Origin of the sequence: Modestobacter sp. VKM Ac-2982, from assembly GCF_026967935.1 — a bacterium.
GTDB lineage: Bacteria > Actinomycetota > Actinomycetes > Mycobacteriales > Geodermatophilaceae > Modestobacter.
The window spans coordinates 607,755-632,525 of record NZ_JAPVBL010000003.1 but is presented as its reverse complement, the minus strand read 5'-3'; the positions used below and the strand labels follow the sequence as shown (position 1 = coordinate 632,525).

The window sequence follows — 24,771 nt, the reverse complement described above, 5'->3', positions numbered from 1 at the left end:
CCGGACTCCCTCAGCCGCTGTTGCGCAGGGCGGTGGCGACGCCGTTGACCGACAGCTGGATGCAGCGACGCACCAGCTCGTCGTCGTCCCCCTCACGGCGGCGGCGCAGCATCTCCACCTGCAGGTGGTGCAGCGGCTCCAGGTAGGGGAACCGGTTGCGGATCGACCGGGCCAGCGACGGGTTGTCGGCCAGCAGCTGCTCATCGCCGGTGACCGCCAGCAGCATCCGCACCGTCCGCTCGTGCTCGGCGGTGATCTGGCTGAACACCCGGTCGCGCAGCTCCGCGTCGGGCACCAGCTCGGCGTACCGGGCGGCCAGCTCCAGGTCGGTCTTCGCCAGCACCATCCCCATGTTGGACAGCACGGTGCGGAAGAACGGCCAGCGCCGGTGCAGGTCCTGCAACTGGGCCAGCCGCTCCGGCGAGCCGTCGACCCAGGACTCCAGGGCCGTCCCGGTGCCGTACCAGCCGGGCAGCATGATTCGGGCCTGCGACCAGCTGAACACCCACGGGATCGCCCGCAGGTCGGCGATCTTGTCCCCGGCCTTGCGGGACGGCGGCCGGCTGCCGATGTTCAGCTCGGCCAGCTCCCGGATCGGGGTCGCGGCGCGGAACCACTCGACGAAGCCAGGTGTCTCGTGCACCAGCGCCCGGTAGGCGCCCTGGGCCCGCGCCGCCAGGTCGTCCAGCAGCGCGTAGACGTCCTCGGCGTCCGCGCCGAGGCCCTCGATGTCCAGCAGCGTCGACTCCAGGGTGGCCGCGACCAGCGCCTCCAGGTTGCGGCGGGCCAGGTCGGGTGAGGCGTACTTGGCCGCGATCACCTCGCCCTGCTCGGTGATCCGCAGCGCCCCGGCGACCGAGCCCGGCGGCTGCGCCCGGATCGCCTCGTAGCTGGGGCCGCCGCCCCGGCCGACGGTGCCGCCGCGGCCGTGGAACAGCCGCAGCCGGATGCCGTTCGCGCGGGCGACCTCGACCAGCGCCAGCTCGGCCCGGTACAGCGCCCAGTTGGCGGCCAGGTAGCCGCCGTCCTTGTTGCTGTCGCTGTAGCCGAGCATCACCTCCTGGTCGTCGCCGCGGTTGGCCACCAGCGCCCGGTACAGCGGCTGGTCGAGCATCGCGGCCAGGATCGTGCCGGCGGCCTGCAGGTCGCCGATCGTCTCGAACAGCGGGGAGATGCCCACCGAGCAGGTGGGACCGACCCCACCGTCCGGAGTCTGGGCGCCCGGGTCGAGCAGCCCGACCTCCTTGAGCAGGACGGCGACCTCCAGCACGTCGCTGACCGACTCGCACATGCTGATCACGTAGTTCGGGATCGCCCGTGGGCCGAGCAGCGCCACCTGCTCGGCGGCCGCCACCAGGAGGTCCAGCTCGCCGCGGGCCAGCTCGGAGAGCTCGGCGCCGGGGCGCACCAGCGGCCGGCGCAGCTGCAGCTCGCCGGTGAGCAGCTCGACCCGGGCCGCCTCGTCGAGTGCGGCGTAGTCCTCGCACACCCCGGCCCAGGCCAGCAGCTCGCCCAGCACCTCCTCGTGCACTGCGGAGTTCTGCCGCATGTCCAGCCCGCACAGGTGGAAGCCGAAGACCTCCACCGCGTCGCGCAGCCGGGCCAGCCGGTCGTCGGCCAGCGCACCCGCCCCGTGGCTGCGCAGCGAGGCGTCGACCGTCGTGAGGTCGGCGATCAGCTCCTCGGGCAGCTCGTAGGGCAGCAGGTCGACGTCCGGCTCCTCCCCCGGCACCGAGCCGAGCACCCGCCGCGCGGTCGCGGCCAGCCGCCGGTAGACCCCGCGCAGCGCCCGCCGGTAGGGCTCGTCCCCGCGGAACGGGGAGTCGTCACCGGAGGCCTCGGCCAGGGCGTACAGCTCGTCGGTCGGCGTCACCAGCCGGTCGGACATCGACAGCTCGTCGGCCAGGCAGATCAGCTCGGCGAGGTGGTGCCGCAGCGCCGTCTCGGCCTGCCGGGTGGTCGCCCGGCGGACGGCGTCGGCGGTGACGAACGGGTTGCCGTCCCGGTCACCGCCGATCCAGGAACCCGGCTGCAGCATCGGGGTGGCCAGCAGGTCGGCGTCCGGCCAGCGCGCGCGCAGGGCCTGGCGGAGCTCGGTGTTGATCTCCGGGACGACCTCGAACAGCGACAGGTCGTAGTAGCGCAGCGCCTCGTCGATCTCGTCGGCCAGCCGCAGCCGGGACAGCCGGAGCAGCGCCGTCTGCCAGAGGGTGAGCACCTCGCGGGACAGGTGCGCCGCCCAGGCCCGCTCGTCGATCCCGTACGGCCCGGCGTCGTCCCGCTGCCGGATCAGGTCGGTCACCTGCTGCTGCACCTGGGAGATCGTCCGGCGGCGCACCTCGGTCGGGTGCGCGGTGACCACCGGGACGACGAGCGCGCCCGCCAGCTCACGGGCCACCGTGTCGCCGTCGAGACCGGCTTCGTCCAGCAGGTCCAGCGACGCCGCCAGGCTCCCCTTCTGCGGGGGCGAGCCCTCCCGCCGGTGGTGCCGGCGGCGGCGCTCGTGGTGCACGTCCTCGGCGATGTTGGCCAGCAGCGAGAAGTGGCTGAACGCCCGGACGACGTGGTTGGCCTCGTGCAGGTCGAGCTGGGCCAGTCGGTCGGCGAGCTCGGAGCGGCCCACCTCGGAGCGTCGGATCCGGAAGGCCTCGACCCGGGTGGCCTCGACCAGCTCCAGGACGTCGGCGCCGGCCTGCTCGCCGATCACCTCCCCGAGCACTCGGCCCAGCAGTCGGATGTCGGCCCGCAAGGGCTCGTCGGTGCGGTCGTCCGGGTCGGTGGGACCCCCGGAGGGGCGCAGGTCGGCAACGTCGACGGTGGCTTCGGACACGGGGGCAGTATCCGCAACCGGTGTGACGGCCCGGTGTCCCGGGGAGGATGGGCGGGTGATCCGACTGCAGGCGACACCGACCAGCCCCGTCCCGGCCGAGCACGGAGAGGGCCCGATCTGGGACGCCGCCGCGCAGGAACTGCTCTGGGTGGACATCACCGCGGGGCTCGTCCGGCGCGGCACCGTCAGCGGTGACGACGTCGTCCCGGTGGCCGAGCACCGCGGCGGTGAGACGGTGGGCTTCGTCGCCCCGGCGGCCGCCGGCGGCTGGCTGCTGGGCGCCGGGGCGGGCTTCACCCGGCTGGCCGCCGACGGCACGGCGGAGGTGCTGATCGAGCTCGCCGGGGAGGGGGGCTCGGAGTCCGCGGGCGGCACCCGGATGAACGACGGCGCCTGCGACCGGGCCGGCCGGTTCTTCGCCGGCACCATGGCCTTCGACGAGCGGCCCGGGGCCGGCCGCCTCTACCGGCTCGACGTCGACGGCACGGTCAGCACCGTGCTCGACGGCCTCACGATCTCCAACGGGCTGGGCTGGTCGCCCGACGACCGCACCGTCTACCTCTCCGACTCCGGGCAGCAGGTGGTCTGGGCCTTCGACTACGACCTGGACACCGGCGCCTTCGGCGAGCGCCGGGTGCTGCTGGACTTCAGCGACGACCCGGCCGGCGTCGCCGACGGCCTCACCGTCGACGACGAGGGATGTCTCTGGACGGCGCTGTGGGGCGGTGCCCAGGTGCGGCGCTGGTCCCCCGAGGGTGAGCTGCTCGCGGTCGTCGAGGTCGACGCGCAGAACACCACCAGCTGCGCCTTCGCCGGCGACCTGTTGGCGATCAGCACGTCGGTGCACGGGATGGACGACGCCACCCGGGCCGCCCAGCCCGACGCCGGCCGGCTGTTCACCGTGCGGCCCGGGGTGAGCGGCCCGCCGGCGCACGCCTACCGCGGTCCGCTCAGCGGCCTGCGCCAGCGCTGACCGCCCCGCCGTCCGCCCCGGGTCGAGTGCGCTGCCCCGGGGCGGACAGGCGTCAGGCCTTCTCTGCTGCCAGGGCCTCGCGCAGCTTGAGCCGGCCACCGGTGCGGAGCAGCGCCCCGGCGTAGATCCGCCCACCGATCCGGACGATGACGGCGATCGCCAGGACCATCAGCAGGACGGCGAGCCCGACCTCCCACCACGCAGCCTCGCCCGCGGCCTGCCGCACCGGCATCACCATCGGCGACAGACCCGGCACGTAGGAGGTCACCGTGGCCAGGGTGCTGCCCGGGTCCTGGGCGGCCTGCAGGGCGATGACGAACCCGACCACCAGCAGGATGGTCGTCGGCGTCAGCACGCTGCCCAGGTCCTCCTGCCGGCTGACCAGCGAGGCGGCCACCGCGAAGACCGCGGCGTAGAAGGCGTAGCCGATCACGAACCAGGCCAGCACGTTGAGCACGGTGCCGATGAGCTGCCCCGGCAGGTCGATGACGTCGAAGGCCAGCGCCCCGGCGACCCCGACCACGGCGATCACCGCGGTCTGCAGCAGCCCGAGCGCCCCCAGGCCGATGATCTTCCCGGCGAGCAGCTGCCACGGGCGCATGGTGGCCAGCAGCAGCTCGACCACCCGGCTGGACTTCTCCTCGACGACGCCCTGCGCGACGAACTGCCCGAAGAGGATGAAGAGGAAGTACAGCAGCCCCACCCCGAGCAGGGCGACGATCGTGGCCTGCGAGCGGTCGTCCTCGGCGCCCTCCAGGGCGACGACGTCGACCTCCGGGGCGGGGTCGAGCTGCACCCCGGCCTCGCTGAGCTGGTCGGCCACGGAGAGGGCGGCCAGGGCGCTCTGCACGAGGTCCTCGGCGCTCCCGCCCGCGGTCTGCACCAGGAGCTCGGGGCGGCTGCCGGTCGGGTCCAGCAGCGCGGCCTCGACGTCCTCCTCGGCCACGGCGGTGCGGGCGGCGTCCTCGTCGGCCAGCTGGACCACCGTCACCTCGGTGTCCAGCGCCCGGCCCTGCTGCTGCAGCACCTGCTCGACGGCCTGGTCGCCCCCCACCAGGCCGATCCGGCTGGTCGACTCCCCGCCGCCGATGATCACTTGGAAGACCATCAGGCCGATGATCAGCACGATCAGCACCGCAGAGCTGATCAGGAAGCCCTTGTCCCGGATCCGGGTGGAGACCTCCCGGCCGGCGACGAGCCGGACGAGCTGCGTCGGGCTGTGCGGCTTGATGTCGGTGGATGCGGGCGCGGTCACGCCGCCACCTCCCGGGTGTCGGTGACGGCGTGCCGGAAGAGCTCGACCAGGGTCGGTTCGCGCCAGGCGAAGTGGGCGACCCGGCCGGTGGCCAGGGCGGCGGCCAGCACCTGCTGGTCGTCGGCGCCCGGGGCCAGCTCCAGCACGGTGTCGCCGCGCTGCTCGGAGACCACTCGCACGCCGGGGACGGCGGCGGCCCAGCCGTTCGGCGCGTCCGGGGCGACGACGCGCAACTGCCGACCCGTGGCCGCGGAGCGCAGCTCGTCAACCGTGCCGCTGGCGACGATCTTGCCGCGGGCGAGGATGCCGACCGCGTCGCAGAGCCGCTCCACGAGGTCCAGCTGGTGGCTGGAGAAGACGACGGGCACGCCGCGCCGGCACTGCTCGAGCAGCGCCTCGGCGAGGGAGTCCACGCCCACCGGGTCCAGCCCGGAGAACGGCTCGTCGAGGATCAGCACGTCGGGCTCGCTGACCAGGGCGGCGGCCAGCTGCACGCGCTGCTGGTTGCCCAGCGACAGCTTCTCCACCCGATCGCCGCGCCGCTCCCCCAGCCCGAGCCGCTCGGCCCAGTGCTCGGCGGCGCGACCGGCGGCGCGGGCGTCCAGCCCGTGCAGCCGGGCGAAGTAGCTCAGCTGCTCACCGACCTTCATCTTCGGGTAGAGGCCGCGCTCCTCGGGCATGTAGCCGATCCTGCGACGGACGATCTCGTCGACCGGCCGGCCCGACCAGCGCACCTCCCCGGCGTCGGCGCGCGCGAGCCCCATGGCGATCCGCATCGTGGTGGTCTTCCCCGCCCCGTTGGACCCGCAGAAGCCGAACATCTGCCCCGGGGCCACGGCGAAGCTCACCCCCTCGAGCACCTGGTTGCTGCCGTAGGCCTTGTACAGGCCATCGAACTCGAGCACTGCTCCTCCGGTGTCCGTCGTGTGCGAGCAGCCCTTGCCATCCGCAACGACTGGGAGCCTGTCGCATCACTTTCCGCATCGTCAAGTGAACAGCTGATCTCGGGCTGCGGTGGCGCCCCCGGTCGGGTGTCATCGACCCATGAGCGAACGCAACCACCCCGCCCAGGTGCCCAGCGGCGTGGGCCTGGCCGGGCTGCGGGAGGCGGCGGCCGGCTGCCGGGCGTGCGAGCTCGGTGAGCCGGCCACCCAGACGGTCTTCGGCGAGGGTCCGGAGACGGCGCGGGTCGTCTTCGTCGGCGAGCAGCCGGGCGACCAGGAGGACCGCACCGGCGAGCCGTTCGTCGGCCCGGCCGGGAAGCTGCTGGACCGGGCACTGACCGAGGCCGGCATCGACCGGCGCGACGCCTACGTGACGAACGCGGTCAAGCACTTCCGGTTCAAGCCCACCCCCAAGCGCCGGATCCACCAGTCGCCGGGGGCGGAGCACCTGCTGGCCTGCCGCCCGTGGCTGGAGGCGGAGTTCGCCGTCCTTCAGCCGGAGGTGGTCGTCTGCCTGGGCGCGGTGGCGGCCAAGGCGCTGATCTCACCGTCGTTCCGGATCACCCGCGAACACGGGCAGCTGCTGCCGTGGACCCCGCCGGGCGTCCGCGCTGCGGAGGCGGCGCTCCCCGACGCCGACCAGGACGAGGACGCCCCGCACCAGACCTGGGTGCTCGCCACCAGCCATCCCTCGGCCGTGCTCCGGACGCCGGACGACGCCCGGGCCGCCGCCTACGACGCGCTCGTGACCGACCTCCGGGTCGTCGCCCACACCCTCGCCTGACACCCGCGAGGGGCCAAAGTCGCGATTTCGGCCCCTCACGGGTGTCAGTCCTTCTCGGGCTCCGGGTAGCGGGCCCCGGCGGAGAGCTCGCTGCCGGCCTCCACCGTCGCCCGCCGGCCGACCAGGGTGATCGCGCCGTCCCCGCCGACGGTCGCCCGCTCCCCCACCGTCACCCCGTCGTCCAGGACGGTGCGGGTGACGGTGGCCCCGGCGCGCACCCGCGCGCCGGGCAGCAGCACCGAGTCGATGACGGTCGCCCCCGGCTCGACGATCACGCCCGGCGACAGCACCGAGCCGCGGACCTCCCCGGCCACGCGGGTGCCGCCGGAGACCAGGGTGTCCTCGACCACCGCCCCGCGCAGCAGTCGCGCGGCGCTGTGCCGGCCGCCGCGAGTGTGGATGGGCCAGCTCTTCTCGTCCAGGTCGATCGGGGGCTCCTCGCAGCGGAACTCGCGGTGCGCCTCCCAGTAGGACTCGACGGTGCCGACGTCCCGCCAGTAGCCGTCCAGCGGGTACGCCCGGGCCAGGCCGTCCTTCGTCTGCGCCGGCAGCAGGTGGGTGCCCAGGTCCTCCAGGCCCTCGTCACCGACCTGGTCCTGGATCGCCTCGAGCCGGTCGAGGGTCTCCGTCGGGGAGAAGACGAAGACCTCGTTGGTGGCCGTCGTCGTCGCCGGCTCGTCGGGCTTGTAGGCGTAGTCGGTGACCTTCCCGTCACCCGCGGTCTGGACGATGCCGTAGCGGGCGGCGTCGTCCGGGTCGACCTCCGTGGTCACCATGGTGACCTCGGCGCCGGAGCCCAGGTGGGCGTCGACGACAGCGCGGTAGTCGAGCTTGTAGACCACGTCGGAGCTGACCACCACGAGCGCGTCGGCGCCGAACTGCCGGATCAGCTCGGCCTGCCGCCACAGCCCGTCGGCGGTGCCCATGGTGAAGCCGCCCCGCTCGCTGCCCTGGAAGGGCGGAAGCATCATCAGTCCGCCGGTGCTGCGGTCCAGGTCCCACGGGCGGCCGCCGGCCAGGTGCTCGTTCACCGACTGCGGCTGGTACTGCTCGGACACCCACACGTCGGGGATCTGGGAGTGCTCACAGTTGGACAGCGGGAAGTCGATGAGCCGGTAGACCCCGGCGAACGGGACGGCGGGCTTGGCCCGGGTCTCGGTCAGCAGTTCCAGGCGGCTGCCCTTGCCACCGGCGAGGACGAGGACGAGGACCCGCGGGAGCGCCATGCCCGCACAGCTACCCGCCGGAGCCCGGCTCACGCCCCACACACACGCCGTTGGCCACCCAGCCCTGCCTCGCCACGGCTGAGGCAGCGGCTCATGACCGATGGCGGAGGGTCAGTCGGCCGCCAGGCGGCGGCGGGCGTCCCGGGCCACCTCGTCGGCCCGTGACGCCCGGAACAGCCAGAACGACGGGACCGCGACGGCCACGACCGCCATGGCGACCACGATCACCACGCCGCCGGAGACCATCGCGGCGGTGACCCCGACGCTGCTGGCCATCAGCCCGGCGCGCAGGTCGCCCAGCCGCGGCCCACCGGCCACGACCACGATGAACACGCCCTGCATCCGGCCGCGCATCTCGTCCGGCGCCGCCGTCTGCAGCATCGCCGAGCGCAGCACCGCGCTGACCATGTCGCCGGCCCCCGCGACGGCGAGGCAGAGCACCGCCAGCCAGAGCGTCGAGGCGAGCCCGAAGCCGATGATCGCCACGCCCCACACGGCGATGGCGCCCAGCACGACGGCGCCCTGCCGGTCGACCCGGCTCACCCACCCGGAGGTCAGCCCCATCAGCAGCGAGCCGATCGACACCCCGGCGAACAGCCATCCCAGGCTGTTCGCGTCGCCGCGGTAGGCCGTCTGGGACAGCTCGGGGAAGACAGCCTGCGGCCAGGCGAACAGCATCGCGATGAGGTCGACGACGAACGTCATCAGCAGCACCGGCTGGGTGCGCAGGAAGGCGAACCCCTCCCCCACCCCGCGCACCGCCGCGCCGAGCCGCAGCGGGCCGGAGACGCCCTCCGGCGGCAGCGGCGGCAGCCCGCGCAGCAGCAGGACGGCGGCGACGAAGCCCAGCGCGTCGATCGTGTAGACGATCGAGAGGTCGCCCAGGCCGATCAGCAGACCGGCCAGCAGCGGCCCGACGATCACGCCCGCCTGGCGCACCGTCATCGCCAGCGCGTTCGCCGCCGCGACCTGCTCCGGCCCGACCAGCGCCGGGATCACCGCGCTGCGCGCCGGCTGGTTGACCGCGGCGAACCCCGAGACGGCGGCGGCCAGCAGCCACAGCACGCTGACGTGCCCGTCCCCGGGCAGCAGGGCCTGCACAGCCAGCAGCGCACTGGTGACCGCGGCACCCGTGGAGCTGATCAGCATCAGCACGCGGCGGTCCATGGCGTCGGCGATCGCACCGCCGAGCAGGCCGAAGACGACCAGCGGCACCAGCGCGACCACCGAGGTGAGCCCGACCATCAGCGAGGAGCCGGTCAGCTCGTAGACCTGGTAGGGGACGGCGACCAGCGTCATCTGCTGGCCGAGCATCGTCACCGCGACACCACCGAAGACCCGGCGGTAGGCGCGGTTGCGCAGCGGCGTGGTGTCCAGCGCCCAGCCGCGCCGGCGGGTCACCGGCTGCGGCTGCTCCACCGGCAGCCCGCCCTCGACCGGATCGACCGGGCCGACGCCACCACCAAGATGGCCATCTTGGTGGTCCGGGTCGAGTGGTTCGTCGGGGCCAAAGTCGCGATCTTGGCCCCTTTGGTTGCCGGGCCTCACGGGGCGAGGCGCTGCACGACCCAGCCGCCGCCTTCCTCGTCATCGCGCACGAACACCAGCCGGTCGTGCAGGCGGTCATGGCCGCCCTGCCAGAACTCCACCCGCTCGGGCAGCACCCGGTAGCCGCCCCAGTTCTCCGGCCGGGGCAGCTGCCCGGGCGGGGTCTGGGCGTCCAGCTCGGCCACCCGGGTGCGCAGCAGTTCGCGGGACTCCACCACCGTCGACTGGATCGAGGCGGCGGCGGCCAGCTGCGAGCCGCGGGGCCGCGGGTCCCACAGCAGGTCCGAGGCGGTCGGCCCGACCCGCTCGACGGCACCGGCCACCCGGACCTGCCGCTGCTGGGCGTGCCAGGGGAAGACCAGCGCCGCCCGGGGGTTGACGGCCAGCTGGGCGGCCTTGGCCGAGGCGTAGTTGGTGCCGAAGACGAACCCGTCGACGTCGTAGCCCTTCATCAGCACGACGCGGGCATCGGGCATGCCGTCGGCGTCCGCGGTGGCCACCACCATGGCGTTGGGCTCGGGGAGCTCGGCGGCGACGGCGTCGCCGAACCAACGGTCGAACTGCTCCACCCAGGTGGCCGCGAGGCCCTCCTCGCCGAAGGCACCGTCGTCGTAGTCCCTGCGCATGCGGATCAGGTCGGCCACCGGCTCATGCTGTCACCGTTGCAGCGCGCACCGCCCGCTGGCCGGGAGCCGGGGTGCACCCCGGGGCCGGCCAGCCCCTAAGTTGAGGCTCGTCGTGCGCTGACCAGCGTCCGTCCCCACCCGCGCGCAGAGGAGCATGCGAGATGGCCGACGACTTCGTACCGGGCCTGGAGGGCGTCATCGCCTTCGAGACCACCATCGCGGAGCCGGACAAGGACGGTGGGGCGCTGCGCTACCGCGGCGTCGACATCGAGGACCTGGTCGGCAAGGTCACCTTCGGCAACGTCTGGGCGCTGCTGGTCGACGGGGAGTTCGGCCCCGGTCTGCCCCCGGCCGAGCCGTTCCCGATCCCGGTGCACACCGGCGACGTCCGGGTCGACGTGCAGGCCGCGCTGGCGATGCTGACCCCGATCTGGGGCTACCGCCCGCTGCTGGACATCTCCGCCGAGGAGGCGCGCGACGAGCTGGCCCGCGCCGCGGTCATGGCGCTGTCCTACGTGGCCCAGTCGGCGCGGGGCATCGGGATCCCGGCCGTGCCGCAGAAGCGGATCGACGAGGCCTCCAGCATCGTCGAGCGGTTCATGGTGCGCTGGCGCGGAGAGCCCGACCCGCGGCACGTCGCCGCCGTCGACGCCTACTGGACCTCGGCCGCCGAGCACGGCATGAACGCCTCCACGTTCACCGCCCGGGTCATCGCCTCCACCGGCGCCGACGTCGCCGCCTCGCTGTCCGGGGCGATCGGGGCGATGTCCGGCCCGCTGCACGGCGGCGCCCCCTCCCGGGTGCTGCACATGTTGGACGGCGTGGAGGCCTCCGGTGACGCGACGCGGTTCGTCAAGGACCTGCTCGACAAGGGCGACCGGCTGATGGGCTTCGGGCACCGCGTCTACCGCGCCGAGGACCCCCGCGCCCGGGTGCTGCGCCGCGCCGCCGAGGAGCTCGGCGCACCCCGCTTCGAGGCCGCCCTGGCCCTGGAGCAGGCGGCGCTGCAGGAGCTGCGCGAGCGTCGTCCCGACCGGCCGATCGAGACCAACGTCGAGTTCTGGGCGGCGATCGTGCTGGACTTCGCCGAGGTGCCCAGCCACATGTTCACCTCGATGTTCAGCTGCGCCCGCACGGCCGGCTGGTGCGCGCACATCCTGGAGCAGAAGAACACCGGCCGGCTGGTGCGCCCGTCGGCGCGCTACGTCGGGCCCGATCCGCGCAAGCCCGAGGCCGTCAAGGGCTGGGACACCATCCAGACCAAGACGATCAGCGAGCCCGCCCCCGCCTGACGCAGGACGACCTGAGAGGCACACCGCAGATGAGCATCACGATCCCCACCGACCTGCTCCCCCGGGACGGCCGCTTCGGGTGCGGCCCCTCCAAGGTCCGCCCCGAGGCGCTGCAGTCCCTGGCGACCTCCGGGGTCGGCCTGATGGGCACCTCGCACCGGCAAGCGCCGGTGAAGGGCCTGGTCCGGCGGGTCCGGGAGGGCCTGTCCCAGCTCTTCGACCTGCCCGACGGCTACGAGGTGGTGCTCGGCAACGGCGGGACGACGGCGTTCTGGGACGCCGCCACCATCGGCCTGATCCGGCAGCGCAGCGCGCACGGGAGCTACGGCGAGTTCTCGGCGAAGTTCGCCTCCGGGGTCGCCGAGGCGCCGTTCCTGGACGCGCCGGTGATCACCAAGGCCGCGCCCGGCTCGCTGGCGCTCCCCGAGGCCGAGGCCGGGGTCGACGCCTACGCATGGGCGCACAACGAGACCTCGACGGGGGTCATGGCGCCGGTCTCCCGCCCGGCGGGGATCGACGCCGACGCCCTCGTGCTCATCGACGCGACGTCCGGTGCCGGCGGGCTGCCGGTCGACGTCGCGCAGACCGACGTCTACTACTTCGCCCCGCAGAAGTCCTTCGCCAGCGACGGCGGCCTGTGGATCGCGCTGATGTCGGCCGCGGCCCTGGAGCGGGTGGCCGAGATCAAGGCCTCGGGCCGCTGGATCCCGGGTTTCCTGGACCTGTCGATCGCCGTGGACAACTCCGGCAAGGACCAGACCTACAACACCCCGGCGGTCGCCACGCTGTTCCTGCTGGCCGACCAGATCGAGTGGATGCTCAGCCTGGGTGGGCTCTCCGGTGCCGTGGCGCGGAGCGAGGAGTCCTCGAGCCGGCTCTACGGGTGGGCGGAGAAGACCTCCTACACCTCGCCGTTCGTCGCCGACCCGGAGCAGCGCTCCTTCGTCGTCGGCACGGTCGACTTCGACGAGTCGGTCGACGCCGCGCTGGTCGCTGCGACGCTGCGCGCGCACGGCGTCGTGGACGTCGAGCCGTACCGCAAGCTGGGCCGCAACCAGCTGCGGGTGGGCATGTTCCCGGCGGTCGACCCGGACGACGTCAGCGCGCTGACCGCCTGCATCGACCACGTGGTCGGCGAGCTCTGACGGTCCCGTCCTCCGCGCCCCCGGCTCACCAGGGGTGCGGAGGACGGGGGCGCTTCAGGGCAGCAGCCAGGTGTCCTTGCTGCTGCCGTCCAGCACGGCTGATCCGTCGGCCAGGGCCATCCGGGTCCACGGCGCGGGCAGTGCCCGGGTGGTGGTGGCACCGGCGACGGTGAACACCCGCAGCCCGGCGGCCCGCGGCACCAGCGCGCCGCCGACGACGGTGGGCACCGTGGAACCGTCGACCGGTTCCTGGGCGATGAAGCGGTGCGGCGTGGCCGCCACCTCCGCCTGCAGCTCGGCCAGCTCGGCCGCCGAGCAGCGGGGCCCGACCACCACCCCGGAACCGCCGTACCCGTCGACCGGCCGCACGACCAGCTCGTGCAGCCGGTCGCGCACCTCGGCGAGGTCGGCCTCGTCGGCCAGCAGCCAGGTGCGCACGGTGTCCAGCACCGGCTCCTCACCGAGGTAGAACCGGATCAGCTCCGGCACGTACCGGTAGGTGGCCTCGCCGTCGGCCACGCCGTTGCCCGGCACGTTGGCCAGCGCCAGCTCCCCGGCCCGCACCGCGGCACCGAGCAGCACGTCCAGTGCCGCCCCGCTCGGCGTCAGGTGCGCGGCCAGCCCGGCCTCGTCCAGCTGTCGGTGGAGCACGTCGACCCGCAGCCGCTGCCCGTCCACCTGCACCGCCACGCCGCCACCGCGAGCCGGCCAGAGGGTGTCCGGCGTGGCGATCGGGACGTCCATCGCCGCGGCCAGCAACCGGTGCTCGAACCAGCTGCTGCTGTGCGGCCCCTCGGAGAGCACCGCCAGCTGGGGGGAGCCGGTGCACGCCGGCGGGGCGGCCTCGGCCAGCGCCGCGCGCAGCAGCGGCACCGCCTCGCCCGGGTCGGTGAGCCCCGCGGCCTCCGCCGCGGCGTGCAGCTCCGGCAGCGCGGCCCGGCTGCTGACCCGGTCGCTGATCGCGTGCCCGAGGCCCGAGGGCGTCGACAGGTCGTCCGCGACCGCCACCCACCCCGCGGGGCCGTGCCGCAGGTCCAGGCCGGAGACGGCGACCCGCGGCTGGCCGGGCACGGCCAGGCCGGCCGCCGAGGCACGGAGCCCCGGGCTGGCGGCGACCACCCACGCCGGCACGACGCCGGCGCGGACCACCTCGGCATGCCGGTCGGCGTCGGTGCGCCGCCGCCCGGCCGGGCGGTAGACGTCGGCGAGGAAGGCGTTCAGCGCCCGGTGCCGCTGCTCGGCGCCGCGGGCGACGGAGGACCAGTCGGCGGCGGAGAGCAGGCGGGGCACCGGGCACAGCGGGAGCGGCCGCTCCTGCAGCCGGCCGTCGACGTGGCCGCCGACCACCACCCCGCGGTCCCGGCGTTCCCCGGCCACCGCGTCGACGAGCGCGCCGATCCCGCCGGGGCCGAGCTCGTCGAGCACCTGCAGCACGGGCCGGTAGGCCGGCCGGAGCGACCCTGCCGCGCCCACCGCCTCGTCCCGTGCCGAGCCGGGGTAGGGCGCGAAGACGCCGGAGGCGTCGGTCATCGCGGGCTCACAGCCAGCGATCGAACCACTCCGCGACCCGCTCCGACAGGTGCAGCAGGTTCTCCCGTCCCACGATCGTGTGACCCTCACCCCGCAGGAGGAGCAGCTCGACCGGGGCGCCGAGGGCGGTCAGCTCCTGGTGCGCCTGGATCGACTCCAGCACCGGCACGTTGGTGTCCCGGTCGCCGTGGGTGAGCAGCACCGGGGACCGGAGCCGGTCCAGCACGGTCATCGGGGAGATCGCGGCCAACATGTCCCGGTCGGTCACCGGGTCGCCGTACTCGGTAACCGAGGCCGCCGCCATCCACGGCTCGGTGCCCGCGAAGAAGGTGCGCAGGTCGCTCATCCCGGCCAGCGTCGCGCCGGCGGCGAACAGGTCCGGCCAGCGGGTGAGCGCCACCAGCGTCAGGTAGCCGCCGTAGGACCAGCCGTGCGAACCGACCCTGCCCGGCAGCGCGATCCCCTCGGCCACCAGGTGCTCGACGGTGGCGACGACGTCGGTGAACGACTCCTCCCGGGCGGCCAGGTCGTCGGCGGCCATGAACGCCCGGCCGTGCCCTCCCGAACCCCGCACGTTCGGCGCGAAGACGGTCAGCCCCACCGCGACCAGCGACTGTGCCACCGGGTGGTAGTCCGGGCGTTCCTGCCCCTCCGGGCCGCCGTGGAAGCTCACCACCGTGCGGTTGGGGCCGGCCGGCCCCGGCGGGGTGTAGAGCCAGCCGTCCAGCTCGGTGCCGTCGGCGGCCGCGTAGCGCAGCCGGACCGGCGTGACCAGCAGGCGCGGGTCGGGGTGGCGGGGCGTGCTGGGCAGCGGCACCGGCTCCCCGTCGACGGTCAGCGGGACCGACCACAGCGACCGGGGGGAGGTGGGGCCGGTCAGCTCGGCGAGCAACGTCCCGCCGTCGGCCGACAGCGACCAGCCGGGCATGACCGGGTGCGGCAGCGCCACGGCACGCAGCAGACCGCCGTCGGTGAGGTCCCGCAGCTCCAGTTCGGTGACCCCGTCGGCGTTCCAGACGCACAGCACCGTGCCGTCGGCGCGCACGGCGTAGGAGTCCAGGTCGGCGTCGGGGCGGGCGATGAGCACCTGTGCCGGGCCCGGCTGCCGATCGGCGTCCAGCGGGACGCGGAACAGGCCCGTGCGGTCGCTGCGCGGGAGACCGGGCCGCGCCGGGAGGGCGGCGCGGAGGAAGACGGCCGAGCCGTCCGGGGCGGACCGGCCGTCCTCGGAGGCGCCGCCCCCGGGGGCGGTGAGCGGGATGACCCGCCGTTGGACGCCGGTGGCGACGTCGACCAGCACGATGTGCCGGTGCCCGCGCGGACCCCGCCGGGCCAGCACTGTGCGCTCGTCCGCGGAGACCGCGGTGACGGCGAGGAAGCCGTCGGTGGCCAGGGTGCGGTGCGCGCCGCTGACCACGTCGACCAGGACGACGTCGGCGCCCGGGCCGTCCCCGGGCGCGATCGAGCAGACGTAGTGGCCCCCTGCGGTCCACCCGCCGGCGAAGACGGTGGCGCGTGGGTCCTGCCCGGCCACCAGGTGCCGGTCGGTGCCGTCGGGCCGCACGGCCCACAGCTGCGCGCAGATGGAGCCGCCGGGGCTCACCAGGTAGGCCAGCCACTCGCCGTCCGGCGACCACGCGACCGAGACGACCTCCTCCTCGACACCGGACAGCACCGCGGGCGGGGTCTGCTGGTCCAGCGCCGCGACCTCCAGCCGGGGGACGCCGGAGCGGTCGCTGACGTAGGCCACGCGGTCCCCGGTCGGCGCCAGGCTGGGGCACCAGGCGCCCGGTGCTCCGGCGATCTCGGCGACGGCGAGGCGCACCTCGGTGGGGAGGCCGGCCTCGCGCAGCACGTCGGTCATGGCACCTCCTCGGTCGGGGATCGGTGGGTCGGCGCGACGGGATGAGATCGCGTGGACCACGCCGTCCGTCGCCCCCCGAGTGCAGCAGATGCCCCCGTGGCGCTGTTCCACGCCGCGCCGTGAGCGCGGCCACCTCAGGTCAGCGGATGCCGTGCCGCTGCAGCCACAGCTCCAGCAGCCCGACCTGCCACAGCTGGTTGGCACCCAGCGTGGTGCGGTGGCCGTTCGGGTCCGCGAGCAGCCGTTCCACGTAGTCGGTGCGGAACAGGCCGCGTTCGCGTGCCTCCGGTGCGCGCAGCGCCGCGCGCACCGTCTCCAGGTAGTCACCGTGCAGGTCGGTGATCGCCGGCACCGGGAAGTAGCCCTTGGGCCGGTCGATCACGTCGGCGGGGATGACCGCACGGGCGGCGTCCTTGAGCACGCCCTTCCCACCGTGGGCCAGCTTGAGCTCCGGCGGGACGGCGGCGGCCAGTTCCACGAACTCGTGGTCCAGGAACGGCACGCGGGCCTCCAGGCCCCAGGCCATCGTCATGTTGTCGACCCGCTTGACCGGGTCGTCGACCAGCATGATCGTCGAGTCCAGCCGCAGCGCCTTGTCCAGCGTGGTCTCCGCCCCCGGCCGGGCGAAGTGCTCGGCGATCAGCGCCCGGCTGACGTCGTCGGTCACCACCCAGCGGTCACTGAGCTGGGTGGCCAGCTCGGCGTGCGACCGGTCGACGAAGACCCGCGCGTAGGCGTCGACGGCCTCCTCTGCTGGGACGCCCTCCAGCGGCGGGTACCAGTCGTAGCCGGCCAGCACCTCGTCGGCGCCCTGCCCGCTCTGCACCACCTTGACGTGCTGGCTGACCTGCTGGGAGAGCAGGTAGAAGGCGACCGCGTCGTGGCTGACCTGCGGCTCGCTCATCGCCGCGACCGCGCCGTCGAGACCGGCGTGCACGTCGGCGCTGGGCACCATCAGCCGGTGGTGGTCGGTGCCGAAGGTCTCCGCGACGACGTCGGAGTACGCGAACTCGTCACCGGACCGCTCCCCCACGGCCTCGAAGCCGATGGAGAACGTGGCCAGCCCCTTCTGCCCCTCCTCGGCCAGCAACCCGACGACGAGGCTCGAGTCGATGCCCCCGGACAGCAGCACGCCCACCGGGACGTCGGCGACCATCCGCCGGCGCACGGCCACGCGCAGCTGCTCCAGCACCCGCTCCTGCCACTCGACCGCGTCCAGGCCGGCGAACTCGGCCCGCCGCTCGTGCACCGGGCGCCAGTACTCCCAGTCGGACTCGCGGCCGTCGGCCTCGTAGGTGCGCACCGTGGCCGGCGGCAGCTTGCCCACCCCGGCCAGGATCGTCCGTGGCGCCGGGACGACGGCGTGGAAGGACATGTAGTGGTGCAGCGCGACCGGGTCGATGCTGGTGTCCACGCCCCCGGCGCGCACCAGCGCGGGCAGCGAGGAGGCGAACCGCACCCGGCCCGGCCCGCGGCTGAGGTACAGCGGCTTGATCCCGAAGCGGTCGCGGGCCAGGACCACCCGGCCGGAGTCCCGCTCGACGACGGCGAAGGCGAACATCCCCAGGAACCGCTCGACGCAGGCCGCACCCCACCGGTGGTAGGCCTTGAGCACCACCTCGGTGTCGGAGGTGGAGAAGAAGCGGTAGCCGGCGCCCTGCAGCTCGGCGCGCAGCTCCTTGTAGTTGTAGATGATCCCGTTGAAGACCATCGTCAGCCCGAGCTCCGCGTCGACCATCGGCTGGGCGCCGGCGTCGGTGAGGTCGATGATCTTCAGCCGCCGGTGCCCGAGCGCCACCGGCCCGGCCTGCCAGCCGCCGGAGCCGTCCGGCCCCCGTCGCTGGAGCTGGTCGCACATGGCGCTGACCGCCGCCATGTCGGCGACGTCTCCGTCGAACCGGACCTCACCCGAGATGCCGCACACGTGCGCCCCTCCCCTGTTCCTGTGGTGCGGCGCCGCGCTGCGCCGGTTCGCTGTCCCGCCGTCCGCTCGGCACGTGGCCGAGCAGGTCCGCCGGCTGCCGGAGCGTCCATTCTGGTCGTTGCGGCGAGGCCCGGCGACCGGGCCTCCCGGTGAACGCGAGGAGGTCTCGGGCGCCGCTGTCGAGCCGACGCGCCGTACCGGGCGTGTCGGCGGCGCGGGCCCGCGGGTGCGCCGTTAGCGTTGCGTCGGTCTGCGAACCGCGCCGAACCCTCCTGGAGGTCGCTCCCATGCGCTCACTGCGCCTCGTGGCGCTCTCCGAGGACGGCGCGCACCTGGTGCTCGCCGCGGACGCGCCCGACTCCACCGACGGCGAGCACTTCGAGCTCCCCGTGGACGACCGGCTGCGGCAGCTGCTGCGTGCCGGCGCTGCGCCCCAGGCGCCGGCCGAGGTGGCCCACGACCTGCCCCCGCGGGTCATCCAGGCCCGGATCCGGGCCGGCGAGACCCCCGAGCAGGTGGCGCACGCCTCCGGCACCCGGGTCGAGCGGATCATGCGCTTCGCCCACCCGGTGCTGCAGGAGCGCGCCCGGGTCGCCGAGCAGGCCCGCGGCGCCCGGGTGCGGCTGTCCGAGGGCACCCCCAGCGTGCCCCTGGAGCAGTTCATGTCGGAGCGGCTGCGGCTGCTCGGCGCCGACCTGGAGGCCGTCCGCTGGGACGCCCACCGCGCGGAGGACGGCACCTGGCAGGTGCAGGCGGACTGGGAGGCCGGCGCCAAGTCCGGCAGCACCCGCTGGAGCTACGACCTGCCCGCCCGCACCGTGACCCCGGTCGACGCCACGACGATGGACTTCGCCGAGGGCACCCGCCTGGTCCGGGTGGTCCCCGACGTGCCGGCCGGCCTGCCCGCCGCGCCGGTCACCCGCCGGGGGATCTCGGTGCTGCATGACGAGGAGGACGGCGAGGTCGAGGCACACGCCGACGCCGGGGCGGCCGAGGACGGCGCCGGGGAGCACGACGACGAGGCGCAGGCGGCGGTCACCGCGGACCCGCTCCCCGTCGACGAGGTGCCCGACGACGACGTCGCCCTCCCCGGCGAGGAGCGCCCGGCCGACGGGCCGCCGCGTCGGAGCGCCTACGACGCCGTCGACCCCGACAACCAGGACACCGCGGTGCTGGGCAGCTTGCTCGACGGCGAGACCGAGGACCCGCGCGCCCGCATCCCCGCCTGGGAGGACATCGTCTTCGGGGTCCGCCGGAACCGCTGAGCCCAGCGGCCCGACCCGGTCCGTAATCCGTTCGTCCCCGTCGGTGCCCCGGCATAGCCTGACCCGGCCATGACCGAGACCGCCGCCGCCGCCGACGACACCCGGGGCCGGCTCTCCGCGCTCACCCGGCTGCTGCCCTTCGCCCGCCCCTACCGCGGGCTCATCGCGCTCACCTTCACCGGCGCCCTGCTCGGCACCCTCGCCCAGCTGGCCGTCCCCCTGCTGACGCCGGCCATCGTCGAGGGGCCGATCGCCCGCGGCGACCGGTCCGCACTGGTCCCGCTGCTCGCCCTGGCGCTGCTCTTCGGCGTCGCCGAGGCTGCCCTGTTCTTCCTGCGCCGCTGGGCGATGAACATCAGCAGCCTGCAGATCGAGCGCGACCTCCGCGACACCCTGTACCAGCGGCTGCAGCGGCTGCCGGTCGCCTTCCACGACCACTGGTCCTCCGGTCAGCTGCTGTCCCGGGCGACCTCCGACGTCTCCACCATCCGGCGCTTCGTCGGCTTCGGCGCCGTCTTCCTGATCGTCAACCTGCTCACCTGCGTCGTCGTCGGCGTGCTGCTGGTGGTCACCTACTGGCCGCTGGGCGTCGCGGTGCTGGCCACGACCCTGCCGCTGGTCTTCTTCGGACTGCGACTGGAGAAGCGGTACAACGCCGAGTCCCGGCTGGTGCAGGACGAGCAGGGCGAGCTGGCCACCGACGTGGAGGAGGCCGTCCAGGGCATCCGGGTGGTCAAGTCACTCGGCCGCAGCGGGATGGTCTTCGGCCGCTACGACCGCAAGGCCCTGCGGCTGCGCGACATGGAGCTGGGCAAGGTCCGCACCCTGGCGTTGATCTGGTGCCTGTTCGAGTTCCAGCCGCAGATCACGCTGGCGGTGATCCTGGTGGGCGGCTCGCTGGCGGTCAGCAGCGGTGCCCTGACCGTCGGCGGGCTGATCGGCTTCGTCGCGCTGTTCACCGTGCTGCTGTGGCCGATCCTCTCCCTGGGCTTCCTGCTCGCCCAGGCCCAGGAGACGGCCAGCGCCTGCGACCGGATCGGCGAGCTGCTCGACGCCCCGCTGACCGTCACCGACTCCCCCGGCGCCCGGCCGGCGGCGGTGGGCACACCGGCCCGGTTGCGCTTCGAGCACGTCGGCTTCCGCTTCCCAGGCGCCGGCGACCCGGTGCTGACCGACGTCGACCTCGAGGTCGAACCCGGCGAGACGATCGCGCTGGTCGGCGCCACCGGGTCGGGCAAGACGACGATGACCGCGCTGGTCGCCCGGCTCTACGACGTCACCGGCGGGCGGGTCACCCTCGACGGCCACGACGTCCGCGACCTCCCGCTGGCCCAGCTGCGCACGGTGGTGGCCACGGCGTTCGAGGAGGCGACGCTGTTCTCGATGAGCGTCCGGGAGAACGTCACGCTGGGCCGGCCGGACGCCGGGGACGCGGACGTGGCCGAGGCGCTGCGGGTGGCCCAGGCCGACTTCGTGCACGAGCTGCCTTGGGGCCTGGACACCCGGATCGGCGAGCAGGGCCTGTCGCTGTCCGGCGGGCAACGGCAGCGGCTGGCGCTGGCCCGGGCGGTGCTCGGCCGGCCCTCGGTGCTGGTGCTCGACGACCCGCTGTCCGCCCTCGACGTCCACACCGAGGCCCTCGTCGAGCGTGCGCTGCGGGAGGTCCTCGCTGAGACGACGGCGCTGGTGGTCGCCCACCGGGCCTCCACGGTGCTGCTCGCCGACCGGGTGGCCCTGCTGGAGGAGGGCCGGATCACCGCCGTCGGGCGGCACACCGACCTGCTCGCGCAGGTGCCCGCCTACCGGGCGCTGCTCTCCTCGGAGTCGGAGCTGGCGGGGGCGATCGACGCCGACCGGAGCCGCACGGACCTGAGCGGGGTGGGCTGCCCATGACCACCCCGGGCACCGGCGCAGCCGTGACCACCACCACCGGCGCACCGGCCGATGCGCACGCCGACTGGCGGGGCGTGGCCGGCGAGGACGCCGACGACCTGGACACCTCGGCCAGCTCGTTCCTCCGCGGCCGCTCCCGGCGGCTGCTCGGCGAGCTGCTGCGTCCGCACCGGCGGACGCTGTGGCAGCTGCTGGCCGTGATCGTCGTGCAGAACCTGGCCTGGCTGGCCGGCCCGCTGCTGATCGGGATCGGCATCGACGTCGCCGTCCCGGCGCTGCTGGACGGCGATCCGTGGCCGCTGGTCTGGACGACGGCGGCCATGGTCGCCGCAGCCGTGCTGGACGCCGCACTGCGCTACCGGTTCCTCATCGGCTCCGGGCGGGTCGGCCAGGCGGTGCTGCTCACCCTGCGGCGGCGGGTGTTCACCCATGTCCAGGGCCTGCCGCTGTCCTTCCACGAGCGGTACACCTCGGGCAAGACGATCAGCCGGCTCACCAGCGACGTCGAGGCGCTCGCCGAGCTGCTGGACGAGGGGCTGGACGGCCTGCTCACCGCCCTGTTCAGCGTGGTGTCCATCGGCGTCCTGATGCTGGTGCTCGACCTGCCCCTGGGCCTGGTCGCACTGCTCGGCCTCCCGGCGCTCTACCTCGTCGGCCGCTGGTTCCAGCGCAGCTCCACGGTCGCCTACCGGCGCACCCGGCAGACCATCGCCGCGCTGATCGTGCAGTTCACCGAGACCTTCGGCGGCATCCGGGCGGTCCAGGCGTTCCGCCGGGAGCCGCGCAACGACGGCCTGCACGCCGAGCTGAACGAGGCCAACCGGGAGGCCCACCACCGTGCCTTCTGGTTGATCGCCGTCTTCGTGCCGACGGTGACCCTGATCGGCAACCTGGTCACCGTCGCGGTGCTCGGCTACGGCGCGCTGCGGGTGATGGACGGCGACCTGGAGGTCGGCTTCCTGCTGTCGTTCCTGGTCTACCTGCGCCGCTTCTTCGACCCGCTGCAGGACATCGCGATGTTCTACAACAGCTACCAGTCGGCGAGTGCGGCGCTGGAGAAGCTGTCCGGCGTCCTGGAGGAGCGCTCCAGCGTGCCGGAGCCCACCGATCCGCTGCCGCTGCCCTCGCCCACCGCCGGGGAGGTCACCTTCGACGGCGTCCGGTTCGGCTACGGCGGCGCGACCGTGCTCCCGCAGCTGGACCTGGCGATCCCGGCCGGACAGACCGTCGCGCTCGTGGGGGCGACCGGCGCGGGCAAGTCCACCCTGGCCCGGCTGGCCGCCCGGTTCTACGACCCGGGCGCCGGGCAGGTGCGGCTGGACGGCGTCCCGCTGGACCGGCTCGCCGATACCGACCTGCGCCGGGCGGTGGTGATGGTGACCCAGGAGAGCTTCCTGTTCTCCGGGTCGATCGCCGACAACATCTCCTTCGGCAAGCCGGACGCCACCCGGGCCGAGATCGAGGCGGCGGCCCGGGCGATCGGGGCCGACGCCTTCATCCGGGCGCTGCCGGAGGGCTACGACACCGAGGTCGCCAAGCGGGGCGGCCGACTGTCGGCCGGTCAGCGCCAGCTGGTCAGCTTCGCCCGGGCGTTCCTCGCCGACCCCGCGGTGCTGGTGCTCGACGAGGCCACCAGTTCCCTCGACGTGCCCAGCGAGGTGCTGGTGCAGCGTGCGCTGCAGACGCTGCTGGCCGACCGGACGGCGCTGATCATCGCCCACCGGCTGTCCACGGTGGAGATCGCCGACCGGGTGCTGGTGATGGAGGCCGGCCGGGTCGTCGAGGACGGCTCCCCCGCCGAGCTCGTGGGCAGTGCCGGCCGGTTCGCCGACCTGCACCGCGCCTGGGCCGACAGCCTCGTCTGATGAAGGGGGAAGGACCCCGTCCTCCTCACCCCTCGCACGCTCGGGGCGAGCCTCTGGACAGGGCCTGACCCACCACGAGCAAGCTCGCGGCGGGACCCGGAGAGGGCCGGAGGAACAGGGCGTCGCGGGTGATCGTTCCGGGTAGTGAGCCGGTCGTCGTCCTGAGGGGTGCGAGGGGTGGCCGGAACGTCCGGCCTCCGCCAGCAGGCCGGCGCGGAACGGAGACAGACATGTCAGCTTCGGTGTCCATGCCGCTCGGCGGCGTCCAGGTCGGGTCCTACGACGACTACCAGGAGGCCCAGCGGGCGGTGGACTTCCTCTCCGACGAGAAGTTCCCCGTCGAGAACGTGACGATCATCGGCACCGACCTGCGGATGGTCGAGCGGGTCACCGGCCGGCTCAGCTGGGGCCGGGCGATCGCCGCCGGCGCGGCCAGCGGCGCGTGGTTCGGGCTCTTCGTGGGTCTGCTGCTGGGCATCTTCGCCGCGGACGGCGGCGGCTGGATCGGCTCGGTGCTCACCGGCCTGCTGATCGGGCTGGTCTTCGGCGCGGTCTTCGGGGCGGTCGGCTACTCGACCAGCCGCGGTCAGCGTGACTTCACCAGCACCAGCAAGGTGGTGGCCAGCCGCTATGACGTGATGTGCGCGCCGCAGCACGCCGAGCAGGCCCGCGCCGAGCTCGCCAAGCTCTCCCTGCGCGGCTGAGGCAGCGGGCGCACCGTCGGCTTCACATGCCGCCGGTGCGCTGCCCCTGGCCGTCCGCACCGCGGTAGGCGTCGACGTTCCCGTGCACGGAGGCGCCGCGCAGCCCGCCCGTGATGTCGCCGGACAACCGGGCACCGCGGGCCTTCGCCCGGCGGTCCATCAGGGCCATCGCGGCGAGCAGCGCCACCAGCAGGGCCCCGGTCACGATCCAGAACGTCATGGCGGAACGGTAGGGGCCGGAACGCCGCAGCGCGAGCGCCCCGCCGCGCGAGGTCAGCGCAGCGTGGCGAAGGCGACCGCCGCGGCGGCGGCCACCCCGAGGGAGTCCACCCCGGCGCGCATCGGGATCCGGGCGCGTACCCGGGCGGCCGCCTTCGCCGCGTCGGTGAGCCCGGGGCCCTCGGCGCCGAGCAGGACGGCGGTGCGCGGGTGGGCGGCGAGGTCGACGTCGCCCAGGTCGACGGCGTTGGGCGCCGGGGTCAACGCCACCGTGAGGTAGCCGGCGGCGTGCAGCCGGTCCAGGTCGGTGGGCCAGTCGCCCAGGACCGCGATCGGCAACGACAGCACGTGCCCCATCGACACCCGCACGCACCGCCGGTAGAGCGGGTCGGCGCAGGTGGGGTCCAGCAGCAGGCCGTCGACCCCGAGGGCCATCGCCGACCGGGCGATCGACCCGATGTTCTCGTGGTCGTTCAGCCCCTCCAGCACCGCCAGCCGGCGCGGTGCGGCCGGATCGGGGCCGGCCAGCAGGGCGTCCAAGTCGGCGGGCGGCAGCCGGTCGGCGGAGGCGAGCACCCCGCGGGTCAGCCGGAAGCCGATGACGTCGGAGAGCACCCACCGGTCGGCCTCGTAGGCCGGCACGTCGTCGGGGAGCTGCAGGTCGGCCACCCGGCCGGGGATGCCGAAGACGCTGCGCACCGGGTAGTCCGAGGCGAGCAGCCGCTGGACCGCCGGCACCCCCTCCACGATCACCGGTCCGGTGCCGCGTTCGGTGCCGGGCTTGCGGTCGCCGGCGACCAGGTCGCGGAAGTCGGCCACCCGCTCGTCGGCCGGGTCGGTGATCAGCACAGGGGGGACGGGCACGCCGACGATCATCCCCGGCG

At 74.3% G+C, this 24,771-nt stretch carries 19 protein-coding genes; 8 read left to right on the top strand and 11 right to left on the bottom strand.

The window, feature by feature from the left end:
- Positions 1-10 precede the first annotated feature (10 nt).
- Positions 11-2,830 (bottom strand): phosphoenolpyruvate carboxylase, encoded by a 2,820-nt coding sequence (gene ppc / locus O2W20_RS13605; RefSeq protein WP_269172094.1) that lies wholly within the window; start codon positions 2,828-2,830, stop codon positions 11-13.
- Between the two features lie 55 nt (positions 2,831-2,885).
- Between ppc and O2W20_RS13600 the strand changes: the two genes are divergently transcribed.
- On the top strand, positions 2,886-3,803 hold the full coding sequence (locus tag O2W20_RS13600) for an SMP-30/gluconolactonase/LRE family protein (protein WP_269172095.1): 918 nt from the start codon (positions 2,886-2,888) through the stop codon (positions 3,801-3,803).
- A gap of 52 nt (positions 3,804-3,855) precedes the next feature.
- Here the strand turns inward: O2W20_RS13600 and O2W20_RS13595 are convergent, their stop codons facing one another.
- Both O2W20_RS13595 and O2W20_RS13590 read right to left on the bottom strand, forming a co-directional pair.
- On the bottom strand, positions 3,856-5,058 hold the full coding sequence (locus O2W20_RS13595) for an ABC transporter permease (RefSeq protein WP_269172096.1): 1,203 nt from the start codon (positions 5,056-5,058) through the stop codon (positions 3,856-3,858).
- The gene (locus O2W20_RS13590) at positions 5,055-5,963 is read right to left on the bottom strand and encodes an ABC transporter ATP-binding protein (RefSeq protein ID WP_269172097.1); all 909 of its coding nucleotides are present in this window, start codon (positions 5,961-5,963) and stop codon (positions 5,055-5,057) included. Before O2W20_RS13590 ends, O2W20_RS13595 begins: the two co-directional genes overlap by 4 nt.
- Positions 5,964-6,102: 139 nt before the next feature.
- Here O2W20_RS13590 and O2W20_RS13585 point away from each other — a divergent pair, with 139 nt between their 5' ends.
- Positions 6,103-6,786 carry a UdgX family uracil-DNA binding protein gene (locus O2W20_RS13585; RefSeq protein ID WP_269172098.1) on the top strand — a complete coding sequence of 228 codons (684 nt, stop codon included), beginning with the start codon at positions 6,103-6,105 and terminating at the stop codon, positions 6,784-6,786.
- Positions 6,787-6,830: 44 nt separating this feature from the next.
- Here the strand turns inward: O2W20_RS13585 and O2W20_RS13580 are convergent, their stop codons facing one another.
- From O2W20_RS13580 to pdxH, 3 genes are all read right to left on the bottom strand, one after another.
- Complete coding sequence (locus tag O2W20_RS13580; RefSeq protein WP_269172099.1) at positions 6,831-8,012, bottom strand: glucose-1-phosphate adenylyltransferase family protein; 1,182 nt, start codon at positions 8,010-8,012, stop codon at positions 6,831-6,833.
- Positions 8,013-8,123: 111 nt separating this feature from the next.
- Positions 8,124-9,431: an MFS transporter gene (locus O2W20_RS13575; RefSeq protein WP_269185506.1), complete on the bottom strand. Its 1,308-nt coding sequence runs from the start codon at positions 9,429-9,431 to the stop codon at positions 8,124-8,126.
- Positions 9,432-9,556: 125 nt separating this feature from the next.
- Positions 9,557-10,204, bottom strand: a complete 648-nt coding sequence (pdxH, locus tag O2W20_RS13570) for a pyridoxamine 5'-phosphate oxidase (protein WP_269172101.1) — start codon at positions 10,202-10,204, stop codon at positions 9,557-9,559.
- 143 nt (positions 10,205-10,347) lie between these two features.
- On the opposite strand from pdxH, the gene O2W20_RS13565 reads away from it, so the two are divergent.
- Complete coding sequence (locus O2W20_RS13565) at positions 10,348-11,478, top strand: citrate synthase 2 (protein ID WP_269172102.1); 1,131 nt, start codon at positions 10,348-10,350, stop codon at positions 11,476-11,478.
- A 29-nt stretch (positions 11,479-11,507) separates the two neighbouring features.
- Positions 11,508-12,623, top strand: a complete 1,116-nt coding sequence (serC, locus tag O2W20_RS13560) for a phosphoserine transaminase (RefSeq protein ID WP_269172103.1) — start codon at positions 11,508-11,510, stop codon at positions 12,621-12,623.
- Between the two features lie 54 nt (positions 12,624-12,677).
- Here the strand turns inward: serC and O2W20_RS13555 are convergent, their stop codons facing one another.
- From O2W20_RS13555 to O2W20_RS13545, 3 genes are all read right to left on the bottom strand, one after another.
- Complete coding sequence (locus O2W20_RS13555; RefSeq protein ID WP_269172104.1) at positions 12,678-14,153, bottom strand: circularly permuted type 2 ATP-grasp protein; 1,476 nt, start codon at positions 14,151-14,153, stop codon at positions 12,678-12,680.
- A gap of 7 nt (positions 14,154-14,160) precedes the next feature.
- Positions 14,161-16,017: a S9 family peptidase gene (locus tag O2W20_RS13550; RefSeq protein WP_269172105.1), complete on the bottom strand. Its 1,857-nt coding sequence runs from the start codon at positions 16,015-16,017 to the stop codon at positions 14,161-14,163.
- A gap of 139 nt (positions 16,018-16,156) precedes the next feature.
- A complete protein-coding gene (locus tag O2W20_RS13545) occupies positions 16,157-17,941 on the bottom strand; it encodes an N-acetylglutaminylglutamine amidotransferase (protein ID WP_269172106.1) in 1,785 nt (594 codons plus the stop codon).
- A 287-nt stretch (positions 17,942-18,228) separates the two neighbouring features.
- Between O2W20_RS13545 and sepH the strand changes: the two genes are divergently transcribed.
- The 4 genes from sepH (at position 18,229) to O2W20_RS13525 (ending at position 23,668) form a co-directional block, all read left to right on the top strand.
- Positions 18,229-19,206, top strand: coding sequence for a septation protein SepH (sepH, locus tag O2W20_RS13540; protein WP_269172107.1), 978 nt, complete (start codon positions 18,229-18,231; stop codon positions 19,204-19,206).
- 69 nt (positions 19,207-19,275) lie between these two features.
- Positions 19,276-21,099 carry an ABC transporter ATP-binding protein gene (locus O2W20_RS13535; RefSeq protein WP_269172108.1) on the top strand — a complete coding sequence of 608 codons (1,824 nt, stop codon included), beginning with the start codon at positions 19,276-19,278 and terminating at the stop codon, positions 21,097-21,099.
- Positions 21,096-22,964: an ABC transporter ATP-binding protein gene (locus tag O2W20_RS13530; protein ID WP_269172109.1), complete on the top strand. Its 1,869-nt coding sequence runs from the start codon at positions 21,096-21,098 to the stop codon at positions 22,962-22,964. Before O2W20_RS13535 ends, O2W20_RS13530 begins: the two co-directional genes overlap by 4 nt.
- A 230-nt stretch (positions 22,965-23,194) precedes the next feature.
- Entirely contained in the window at positions 23,195-23,668 is a 474-nt protein-coding gene (locus O2W20_RS13525; RefSeq protein ID WP_269161514.1) for a general stress protein, read from the top strand.
- Positions 23,669-23,690: 22 nt separating this feature from the next.
- Here O2W20_RS13525 and O2W20_RS13520 read toward each other — a convergent pair whose 3' ends face one another.
- Together O2W20_RS13520 and O2W20_RS13515 are read right to left on the bottom strand one after the other, a co-directional pair.
- Positions 23,691-23,888 carry a hypothetical protein gene (locus O2W20_RS13520; RefSeq protein WP_269172110.1) on the bottom strand — a complete coding sequence of 66 codons (198 nt, stop codon included), beginning with the start codon at positions 23,886-23,888 and terminating at the stop codon, positions 23,691-23,693.
- Positions 23,889-23,941: 53 nt separating this feature from the next.
- On the bottom strand, positions 23,942-24,751 hold the full coding sequence (locus O2W20_RS13515) for a TrmH family RNA methyltransferase (protein WP_269172111.1): 810 nt from the start codon (positions 24,749-24,751) through the stop codon (positions 23,942-23,944).
- Positions 24,752-24,771: the final 20 nt, after the last annotated feature.

Excerpts from the sequence above, each read along its gene's own strand:
- O2W20_RS13585 (WP_269172098.1), top strand. The coding sequence starts at position 6,103 with ATGAGCGAACGCAACCACCCCGCCCAGGTGCCCAGCGGCGTGGGCCTG.
- O2W20_RS13580 (WP_269172099.1), bottom strand. The coding sequence starts at position 8,012 with ATGGCGCTCCCGCGGGTCCTCGTCCTCGTCCTCGCCGGTGGCAAGGGC.
- O2W20_RS13565 (WP_269172102.1), top strand. The coding sequence starts at position 10,348 with ATGGCCGACGACTTCGTACCGGGCCTGGAGGGCGTCATCGCCTTCGAG.
- serC (WP_269172103.1), top strand. The coding sequence starts at position 11,508 with ATGAGCATCACGATCCCCACCGACCTGCTCCCCCGGGACGGCCGCTTC.
- O2W20_RS13555 (WP_269172104.1), bottom strand. The coding sequence starts at position 14,153 with ATGACCGACGCCTCCGGCGTCTTCGCGCCCTACCCCGGCTCGGCACGG.
- O2W20_RS13550 (WP_269172105.1), bottom strand. The coding sequence starts at position 16,017 with ATGACCGACGTGCTGCGCGAGGCCGGCCTCCCCACCGAGGTGCGCCTC.
- sepH (WP_269172107.1), top strand. The coding sequence starts at position 18,229 with ATGCGCTCACTGCGCCTCGTGGCGCTCTCCGAGGACGGCGCGCACCTG.
- O2W20_RS13535 (WP_269172108.1), top strand. The coding sequence starts at position 19,276 with ATGACCGAGACCGCCGCCGCCGCCGACGACACCCGGGGCCGGCTCTCC.
- O2W20_RS13530 (WP_269172109.1), top strand. The coding sequence starts at position 21,096 with ATGACCACCCCGGGCACCGGCGCAGCCGTGACCACCACCACCGGCGCA.
- O2W20_RS13525 (WP_269161514.1), top strand. The coding sequence starts at position 23,195 with ATGTCAGCTTCGGTGTCCATGCCGCTCGGCGGCGTCCAGGTCGGGTCC.
- O2W20_RS13520 (WP_269172110.1), bottom strand. The coding sequence starts at position 23,888 with ATGACGTTCTGGATCGTGACCGGGGCCCTGCTGGTGGCGCTGCTCGCC.